Here is a 10,818-nt window from a genome sequence, read left to right as displayed (position 1 = left end):
CACGTGGAAGCATCCGCTGAGCAGATCGTCGAAGCACTGCGCTCGTCCATGCTGGAGAACGAACGGCTGCGACAGCAGAACCAGCAGCTCACCGACCGTGCCGACGAACCCGTCGCCATCGTCGGCATGGCGTGCCGCTACCCCGGCGGCGTGCGCACCCCGGAAGAACTGTGGCGCCTGGTCCGCGACGGCAAGGACGCCGTCGCCGGGTTCCCCACCGACCGGGGCTGGAACCTCGACGCTCTGTACGATCCGGAGCCCGGCGCCGCCGGCAAGTCCATCGCCCGCGAAGGCGGCTTCCTCTACGACGCCGTGGACTTCGACCCCGAGTTCTTCGGGATCAGCCCCCGCGAGGCGCTGGGCATGGACCCGCAGCAGCGGATGCTTCTCGAGACCGCCTGGGAGGCGTTCGAGAGCGCGGGCATCGACCCGGCGTCCGCCAAGGGCTCCGCGACCGGTGTCTACGCAGGCGTGATGTACCACGACTACGGACCCGGCAGCAGCGACGGCAGCCTGGTCACGGGCCGGGTCGCCTACACCCTGGGGCTGGAGGGCCCGGCGGTCACCGTGGACACGGCGTGCTCCTCCTCGCTGGTCGCCCTGCACTGGGCCGCCCAGGCCCTCCGCAAGGGCGAGTGCACACTCGCCCTCGCCGGCGGCGTCACCGTGATGACGGAACCCGACATGTTCGTGTACTTCAGCGAACAGCGGGGCCTGGCGGCCGACGGCCGTTGCAAGTCCTTCTCCGCGGGCGCGGACGGCACAGGGTGCTCCGAAGGCGCCGCGCTCATCCTGCTCGAACGCCTCTCCGACGCCCGCGCCAACGGACACCCGGTGCTCGCGGTGATCCGGGGCTCCGCCCTCAACCAGGACGGCGCCTCCAGCGGGCTCACCACGCCCAACGGTCCCTCCCAGCAGCGGGTCATCCGGCAGGCCCTGGCCGACGCCGGCCTGACCGCCGCCGACATCGACACCGTGGAGACCCACGGCACCGGCACCACCCTCGGAGACCCCATCGAGGCGCAGGCCCTGATGGCCACGTACGGCCGTGAGCGCGCCCCGGGCGGAGAGCCGCTGCTCCTCGGCGCGCTGAAGTCCAACCTGGGACACACCCAGGCCGCGGCCGGGGTCGGCGGCGTCATCAAGATGGTCCTGGCCATGCAGGAAGGGTTCCTGCCCGGCATCGTCCATCTGGACGAGCCCACCCCTCAGGTGGACTGGTCCGCGGGAGCCGTGGAACTGCTGACCGAAGCCCGGGAGTGGCCGGAGACCGGCCGTCCCCGACGAGCCGCCGTCTCCTCCTTCGGCATCAGCGGTACGAACGCCCACGTCATCGTCGAACAGGCCCCGCCCGTCGACGAGGCCACCCCCGCCGACGCCGACGACAGCCCGCGACGCACTCCATCCGTCATTCCCTGGGTGCTCTCCGCGAAGACCCCGCAGGCCCTCATGGCTCAGGCCGACCGGCTGCGCGGTCACCTCGCGGCCCGCCCCGAAGCCCGGGCCCTCGACATCGCCCACTCCCTGGCCACGGGCCGGGCCACGCTCGAACACCGAGCGGTGCTCATCGGCGAGAACCGTGCCGAACTCGACGCCGCACTCGACTCCTTCGCCCGGAGGGAAATCCCCGCCACCCCGCGCCGCCGAGGCCGCACCGCCTTCCTGTTCACGGGGCAGGGTGCGCAGCGGGTGGGGATGGGCCGTGAGCTGTACGGCGCGTTCCCGGTGTTCGCCGAGGCTTTCGATGCGGTGGTCGCGGAGCTGGATGGCCACTTGGCGGGGTCGCTGCGGGATGTGATGTGGGGCGAGGACGCGGCGGTGCTGGAGCGGACGGAGTTCACTCAGCCGGCGTTGTTCGCCTTCGAGACGGCGTTGTTCCGTCTGCTGGAGTCGTGGGGCGTGCGGCCCGATTATGTTGCCGGGCACTCGGTGGGTGAGCTGACCGCCGCGCATATAGCGGGAGTTCTCTCGCTGGCTGATGCGTCGAGGTTGGTTGCGGCGCGGGCTCGGCTGATGCAGGCATTGCCGGAGGGTGGCGCGATGGTCGCGCTCCGGGCGTCGGAGGATGAGGTTCTTCCGTACCTGACCTCGGACGCCGTGAGCATCGCGGCGGTCAACGGTCCGGATGCGGTGGTGATCTCCGGTGCGGAGAAGGAGGTGCTGGAGGTTGCGGCTCGCTTTGAAGAGCTGGGTCGTAAGACGAGTCGTCTGCGGGTCTCGCACGCGTTCCACTCGCCGCTGATGGAGCCCATCCTGGAGGTGTTCGGCCAGCTTGCCGCCACCCTCACCTTCAACAGCCCGACTCTCCCGGTCGTGTCGAACGTCACCGGGGAACTGGCCACCGCCGCCGAACTCCGTTCGCCCGAGTACTGGGTGCGGCACGTGCGGGAGGCCGTGCGCTTCGCGGACGGCATTCGCTGCCTGGAGTCCAAGAACGTCACGACATTCCTCGAACTCGGACCCGACACCGTACTGACAGCGCTGGCGCAGGACTGTGTCTCCGGAGGCAGCGAGCAGCAGGACGCCGTCGCCCTCATCCCGACACAGCGGCGCAACCGTTCCGAGGAACGCGAACTGTTGGCGGGACTCGGCGCGGCACACCTTCGAGGCGTGCCCGTCGGCTGGAGCGCATGCCTCCAGAACACCGGTGCCCGCCGCGTCGACCTGCCCACGTACGCCTTCCAGCGGCAGCGCTACTGGCAGGAGAGCTTCACCAACGCGGCCGGCAAGGGCGATGCTGCCGGTGCGGGGCAGACCCCCCTCGATCACCCGCTGCTCCGAGCCGCCGTGAGCACGCCCGACGGGGGGATGGTCCTGACGGGCCGCCTCTCCACCAACTCCCAGCTCTGGCTTGCTGATCACAGTGTGCTGGGCAGTGTGCTGGTGCCGGGGACTGGTTTGGTGGAGCTGGCCGTCCGTGCGGGTGAGGAGGTCGGGTGCGGCCTGCTGGAGGAGCTGACTCTTCAGGCGCCCCTGATGCTCCCTGACAGCGACGGGGTGCAGGTCCAGGTAGTCGTCGATGCTCCGACCGAGGACGGCGGGCGGCCGGTGGGCGTCCATTCGCGGCCGGAGGGCGACTCCGAGGCAACCTGGACGTTGCACGCGGAGGGGATGTTGCGCCCGGACGCGCCTGCTGCTGACTTCGATCTGGTGGCGTGGCCGCCGGCTGGTGCCGTGTCGGTGCCTGTCGTGGGTGCGTATGAGCGGCTTGCGGATCAGGGGTACGGGTATGGCCCGGTGTTCCAGGGGCTGAAGGCTGTCTGGACGCGGGGCGAGGAGATCTTCGCCGAGGTCGCCCTTCCCGACGAAGCCCATGAGGATGCCGGCCGGTTCGGTCTGCATCCTGCCTTGCTCGATGCTGCCCTGCACGCGGCGATGGTCACCGAGGTCGCTGACGACGGTGCTCCGCACCTGCCGTTCTCGTGGACGGGTGTGTCGCTGTTCGCGGCGGGTGCGTCGGTGGTGCGGGTGCGGATTGTGCGGGGTGGTAAGGGTCAGCTGGGGTTGGAGATGGCTGATGGTGCGGGTGCGCCGGTGCTGTCGGTGGGGTCGTTGGTGGCGCGTGAGGTGTCTGCCGAGCAGTTGAGTGCCGGTGGGCGTGGGGCTGCTGGTGGTTCTTTGCTGGCGGTTGAGTGGGGTGTGGTTGCTGAGGGTTCGGTGGCCAATGGTGTGGGTTCGTTTGTGTGGTGGGAGGACGTTGCGGGTGGTGGTGAGGTGGGTGCGGATGCGGTGGTGTTCGCCGTCCCGGAGGCTCCAGCGGATGCGCTTGGGGAGGGTGTTCCGGGGGCGTTGCGGGGTGCTGTTGGTGGGGTTTTGGGTGTGGTGCAGGGGTGGTTGGCGGATGAGCGGTTTGCTGATTGCCGGTTGGTGATTGTGACGCGTGGTGCGGTGTCGGTGGATGGTGGTGGGGTGTCTGATCTGGCTGGTGCTGGGGTGTGGGGTCTGGTTCGGGCGGCTCAGGCGGAGAATCCGGGGCGGATTGTTCTGGGTGATGTGGATGGTTCTGCTGGTGCGGTGGAGCTGGTGGTTGGTTGTGGTGAGCCCGAGGTGGCGGTGCGTGAGGGCCGGGTATGGGCTCCGCGTCTGGTGCGTTCGGCTACGGGTCCGGTAGCGGGTGATGGTGCTGGGTCGTTCGGTGACGGCACGGTACTCGTCACCGGTGGTACGGGTGGGTTGGGTGCGTTGGTGGCCCGGCATCTCGTGGCGGCTCATGGGGTACGCGACTTGTTGTTGGTGAGTCGTCGGGGGCTGCGGGCTCCGGGGGCTGAGGAGCTGGTCGCGGATCTGGAGGCGGCTGGGGCGCGTGTGTCGGTGGCGGGTTGTGATGTCGCGGACCGCGGTGCGTTGGCAGCGGTGCTGGACCGGGTTGCCCTGACGGGTGTGGTGCATGTTGCTGGTGTGCTTGATGACGGTGTGATCGGTGCGATGACGCCGGAGCGTATGGACGGGGTGTTGGCGCCGAAGGCGGATGCGGCCTGGCATCTGCATGAGCTGACTCGGGACATGCCGTTGAAGGCGTTTGTGATGTTCTCGTCGGTGGCTGGGTTGTTGGGTGGCCCGGGGCAGGCGAATTATGCGGCGGCGAATGCGTTTTTGGATGCGTTGGCTGTGGTGCGGGTGGCTGGTGGTTTGCCGGGTCGGTCGTTGGTGTGGGGGCCGTGGGTCGGTGTTGGTGGGATGGCTGACCGGTTGTCGGTCGGTGATGTGGAGCGGTTGGCTCGGCAGGGTTTCCCGGCGCTGGGTGCGGTTGAGGGTCTGGAGTTGTTCGACGCGGCGATGAGCGTGGATTCGGATTCGGGTGTGGGTGGGGCGGTGATGGTGCCGTTGCCGTTGGATCTGGTGGCGTTGCGGTCCCAGCCGGCCACCGTCCCCCACCTCCTCCGCCACATGGTGCCCGCCGCGCGCAAGGTAGTGCGTTCCGGTGCTTCATCGGGCGCGCTGACAGCCCGGCTGTCCGGCCTCAGTGCCGAGGAGCGGGAGCGGTTGCTCCTGGACGTGGTGCGGGAGCAGGTCGCTGGCGTACTCGGCCATGCCACGGCCAATGCCGTCGAAGCGGACCGGGCCTTCAAGGAACTCGGTTTCGACTCACTGACATCCGTCGAGCTCCGTAATCGCCTCAATGCCGCAACAGGCCTGCGGCTGCCGGCGACGCTGGTGTTCGACTACCCGAGTGCGCGAGCCGTGGCCTCCTACCTCGATGCCGAGTTGTCGGAGAGCGGGGCAGCGCAGGCGGGCGGTGACGTGGTCGTACGCCAGGTGATCGCCGACGACGATCCGATCGTGATCGTGGGGATGGCCTGCCGCTACCCGGGTGGTGCGGAATCGCCCGAAGGCTTGTGGGACGTGGTGGCCGAGGGGCGTGACGCGGTCTCGTCGTTCCCGGAGGACCGTGGCTGGGACACCGGACGGTTGTACGACCCCGAGCCGGGCACGCCGGGCAAGTCGTACACGCGCATGGGCGGATTCCTGCACGACGCGGCTCGGTTCGACGCCGACTTCTTCGGGATCAGTCCCCGTGAGGCGTACGAGATGGATCCCCAGCAGCGGCTGCTGCTGGAGGTGTCGTGGGAGGCCATCGAGCGGGCGGGCATCGTTCCGTCGACGCTGGCAGGTTCACGGACGAGCGTGTACGCGGGTGTGATGTACCACGACTACGCGGCGGGCGCCAACGAAGGCAGCCTGGTCTCCGGCCGCATCGCCTACACGTTGGGTCTTGAGGGATCGGCGGTGACGGTGGATACGGCGTGTTCGTCGTCGTTGGTGGCGTTGCATTCGGCGGTGCAGTCTTTGCGTTCTGGGGATTGTGATTTGGCGTTGGTGGGTGGGGTTGCGGTGATGGCGACGCCGGAGACGTTTGTGGAGTTCAGTCGTCAGCGTGGGTTGGCTGCGGATGGGCGTGCGAAGTCGTTTGCTGCGGGTGCGGATGGGACGGCGTGGGGTGAGGGTGCGGGGATGCTCCTTGTGGAGCGGCTTTCCGATGCGCGTCGCTTGGGTCATCCGGTGGTTGCGGTGGTGCGGGGTTCGGCGCTGAATCAGGATGGTGCGAGTAATGGTCTGACGGCTCCGAATGGTCCGTCGCAGGTGCGGGTGATTCGGCAGGCGCTTGCGAATGCGGGTCTGACGGGTGCCGATGTGGATCTGGTGGAGGCGCACGGTACGGGTACGACGCTGGGTGATCCGATCGAGGCGCAGGCGTTGTTGGCCACCTATGGGCAGGATCGGGTTGAGGGTCGGCCGTTGTGGCTGGGTTCGGTGAAGTCGAATATGGGTCATACGCAGGCTGCTGCTGGTGTGGCGGGGATTATCAAGGTTGTTCATGCGATGCGGCATGGTGTGTTGCCGAAGACGTTGCATGTGGATCGTCCGTCGGATCAGGTGGATTGGTCTGCGGGTGCGGTGGAGTTGTTGACGGAGGCCAGGGAGTGGCCTGAGACGGATGGTCCGCGGCGGGCTGCGGTGTCGTCGTTCGGGATCAGTGGCACGAACGCGCACGTGATCATCGAGCAGGCACCGGAGCAGGAGCCCGCCCAGGGCGAAGGATCCGAAGAGTTCCCGGTGCTTGCCTGGCCCCTCTCGGCCGCCGGCGTCGACGCGTTGAAGGCGCAGGCCGCCCGTCTGCTGACGCAGGTGGTGGAGGCGCCGGAGATACGTCCGGTGGATGTCGGCTTCTCGCTCGCGACTTCGCGCGCGGTGCTGGACCACCGTGCTGTGGTGATGGGCCACGACAGGGACGAACTGCTCGCAGGTCTGCGCAGGTTGGTGGACGGCGATGAGGTCCCCGGCGTGGTGCAAGGGGTCGCCCAGTCGGCAGGTGCGTCGGCCTTCCTGTTTACGGGTCAGGGTGCGCAGCGGGTGGGGATGGGCCGTGAGCTGTACGGCGCGTTCCCGGTGTTCGTTGAGGCGTTTGATGCGGTGGTCGCGGAGTTGGACGGCCATCTGTCGGGGTCGTTGCGGGATGTGGTGTGGGGTGAGGACGCGGGTGTTCTGGAGCGGACGGAGTTCACTCAGCCGGCGTTGTTCGCCTTCGAGACCGCCCTGTTCCGTCTGCTGGAGTCGTGGGGTGTGCGTCCCGACTTCGTCGCCGGGCATTCGGTGGGTGAGCTGACAGCCGCGCACGTGTCGGGTGTCCTGTCCCTCGCCGATGCGGCGAGGTTGGTGGCGGCGCGTGCGCGGCTGATGCAGGCGCTTCCGGAGGGTGGCGCGATGGTCGCCGTCCGGGCGTCGGAGGACGAGGTCCTTCCGTATCTGACCTCGGACGCGGTGAGTATCGCGGCCGTGAACGGTCCGGATGCGGTGGTGATCTCCGGAGCCGAGAAGGAGGTCCTGGAGGTTGCGGCTCGTTTCGAGTCGGAGGGTCGTAAGACGAGTCGTCTGCGGGTCTCGCACGCGTTCCACTCGCCGCTGATGGAGCCGATGCTGAAGGAGTTCCGCGCCGTCGCCGAGAGCGTGACGTTCGGGGAGCCGCGTATCCCGGTGGTCTCCAACGTCACCGGTGAGCTTGCTACTTCGGACGATCTGCGCACTGCCGAGTACTGGGTACGTCACGTCCGCGAGGCCGTCCGCTTCGGGGACGGTGTTCGTGCGCTGTCGGCTGCCGGGGTCTCGGTGTTCCTGGAGGTCGGTCCCGACGCCGTCCTGACCGCGATGGCACAGAACTCCGCGACCGACGCGGTGTTCGTGCCCGGCCTGCGTCGCAACCAGAGCGAGCCCGAGGCCCTGGTCAACGCGCTCGCGCGGCTGCACACCGTCGGCCACGCACCGGATTGGGCCGCGTTCTACGCACCCACCGGTGCCCGCCGCGTCGACCTGCCCACCTACGCCTTCCAGCACCAGCACTACTGGTCGCTCCCGACCCGTACAGGAGGCGACCCCGAGTCGCTGGGGCTGGGCTCGGCGGGACATCCGCTGTTGGGTGCGGCCGTTGCTCTGCCCGACGGGGGAGCGGTGTTCACCGGCAGGCTCTCCCTCGCCTCCCATTCCTGGCTTGCCGACCACAGCATCCTGGGCAGTGTGCTGCTGCCGGGGACGGGCCTGGTGGAGCTGGCCCTCCGTGCGGGTGACGAGGTCGGCTGCGGGCTGCTGGACGAGCTGACGCTTCAGTCACCGTTGGTGCTGCCGGACTCCGACGGATTGCAGGTCCAGGTCGCGGTGGGCGCTGCCGCGGACGACGGCGCGCGTGTGGTGCGTGTGCACTCCCGTGCGGAGGACGACCGGGACGTCCCGTGGACGCAGCATGCGGAAGGGATCCTGTTGCCGCAGGCGCCCGCTCCCGAGTTCGACCTCGTGGCGTGGCCGCCGCAAGGAGCCGAGCCCGTTTCCGTCGACGGCGCGTATGAGCGACTGGCGGATCAGGGCTATGGGTACGGGCCGGTGTTCCAGGGGCTGAAGGCTGCCTGGCAGCGGGGCGAGGAGATCTTCGCCGAGGTGACCCTTCCCGAGGAGGCCCGCGCGGACGCCGGCCGATTCGGGTTCCACCCCGCCCTTCTCGATGCCGCCCTCCACGCCGTACTGCTCACCGGTTCGAGCGGGAGCAACGACGAGGAAGGCACCGAGGAGGACGGAAAGACGATGCTGCCCTTCTCCTGGAGCGGTGTCGCGCTGCACGCCGTGGGAGCCGCCGACCTGCGCGTGCGGTTGGTGCAACAGGGCAGCGTGTCCCTTATCGAAGTGGCGGACGGTGAAGGCGGTCCTGTGCTGTCGGTGCAGTCGCTGGCCGCCAGGGCTGTCGACCCCGACCAGCTGCGTGGGACGGACGCGGGTGGCGCCGATCCGCTGCACTGCCTGGACTGGACGGCAGAGTTCGCGGTGCCGGCAGGCGCCCCGTCCCTGACGCCCTGGGCCGACGTGGCCGACCGGGCCGTCCCGACGGATGCGGACGTTCCCGAGATCCTGGTGTTCACCTGCCCGGTGACCCCCATGGGCGAGGGGGTGGGTGACCGCACGCGTGCTGTTCCGACTGCGGCGCGTGAGGTCACCGGCACCGTTCTGGAGGTTCTGCAGCGATGGCTGACGGATGAGAAGCTCGCCGATGCGCGGCTGGTGATCGCCACACGGGGCGCGGTCTCCGTAGACGGCGAGCAGGTGACGGATGTGGCCGCCTCCGCGGTCTGGGGGCTGGTCCGTGCCGCCCAGGCGGAGAATCCCGGCCGTATCGTCCTGGCCGATCTGGAGGGGGCGGCGGATGGTTCCGGTTCCTCCGCATCGGCCGATGAGCTGCCGGGCGCGGTGCAGTTCGCCGTCGCTTCGGGAGAGTCCGAAGTCGCCGTGCGGGGCGGCCGGATACGCGTGCCCCGACTGGTCCGTACGGTCTCCGAGGCCGTGGCCCCCGGTGACGCCGAGGAGGTCGCCGGTGGCGGCCGTGCGTCGTTCGGGGACGGCACGGTGCTTGTCACCGGCGGTACAGGTGGCCTCGGAGCGGTGGTGGCACGCCACCTCGTGGCCGTACATCAGGTGCGGCACCTGGCGCTCGTCAGCCGCCGGGGCGCTGACGCCCCCGGCGCCGCGGAACTGGCCGCGGAGCTCGAGGCCGCGGGCGCCCAGGTGACCGTTGCGGCCTGCGACGTCTCCGACCGGGAGGCGCTCGCCGCCCTGCTGAAGGAGTTCGACGCCGAGCAGCCGCTGACCGGAGTGGTGCACGCGGCGGGCGTACTGGACGACGGTGTCCTCACCGGCCTCACCCCGGAACGCCTCTCCAGGGTGTTCGCGCCCAAGGCCGACGCGGCCTGGCATCTGCACGAGCTCACAGCCGGCCTGGACCTGTCGGCGTTCGTCATGTTCTCCTCCGTCGCGGGCGCTCTCGGCAACCCCGGGCAGGCCAACTACGCGGCGGCCAACGCCTTCCTGGACGGCCTGGCCGCCCACCGCCGGGCACAGGACCTGCCCGCGCAGTCGCTCGCCTGGGGACTGTGGGAACAGGACAGCGGAATGACCGGACATCTCGCCGCCGACGACACGTCCCGCCTGGGGGTCGCCGCGCTGCCCGCCGAGGCCGGGCTCGCCCTGCTCGACGCGGCTGTGTCCTCCGGTGAGCCGCAGCTGGTGGCGGCCCGCCTGGACCTGCCGGAGCTGCGGCGCCGGCGGGACACGCTGTCGAACGTGTTCCACCGCCTGGTGGGCACTCCGCCCCGGCGTGCCGGGGCAGCCGCGGGGACGCGGCAGGAGGGTTCGGGCGACGAGCTGCGCCGCCGGCTCGCCGGGGCGGATGCCGAGGAACGGCGCCAGGAACTGCTCACCCTCGTGCGGTCGCAGGTGGCGAGGGTCCTGGGTCATGAGCGTTCCGAAGCCGTCGACGTCAACCGGGGATTCATGGACGCCGGTATCGACTCGTTGATGGCGCTGGAGCTTCGCAACGGAATCGGTGCGCTGCTCGGTCGCCGTCTTCCGGCAACCTTCGTCTTCGACTATCCGTCGGTCTCCGCCGTGGTCGGCTATATGCTCGACGAACTCTTCGGTGGAGAAGCGGAGAACGGCACCGATCTGCTGGAGGCCGAACTCCGCAAACTGGAATCGATGATGGCCGGAGTCACGGCGGACGAGAACGGTCGCACCCGCATCGCCGATCTCCTGCGCGGCATCGCCGCCGGCTGGGCGGAGAACTCCGCGGACGGCACCGCACCGGAGGACACCGGGGTCGACCTCGACTCCGTGACCGCCGACGAACTCTTCGGCATTCTTGATTCCGAACTCGACGCCCGGAACTGAGGTATTCCTCCGGCTGTAGCTCTTCCGGGATAACCCGCGGCCCAGCGCACCCCTTGCCCTGGGCCGCCCCTCAACCCCTTCGGTGCCTCCCCCCGTACCGAAGGCGGCTGCGCGCCA

The 10,818-nt window shown here is 69.4% G+C and carries 1 protein-coding gene; it reads left to right on the top strand.

The window, feature by feature from the left end; translation table 11 throughout:
* The first annotated feature begins 3 nt into the window (after positions 1–3).
* A complete protein-coding gene (locus tag OG230_RS03180; protein ID WP_443051483.1) occupies positions 4–10,701 on the top strand; it encodes a type I polyketide synthase in 10,698 nt (3,565 codons plus the stop codon).
* The last annotated feature ends 117 nt before the right edge of the window (positions 10,702–10,818 follow it).

The sequence above is a fragment of the Streptomyces sp. NBC_00234 genome (assembly GCF_036195325.1).
Taxonomy (GTDB): Bacteria; Actinomycetota; Actinomycetes; order Streptomycetales; family Streptomycetaceae; genus Streptomyces.
Note: the sequence above shows the minus strand (reverse complement) of the source record. Positions and strands in the feature narration are given on the sequence as shown.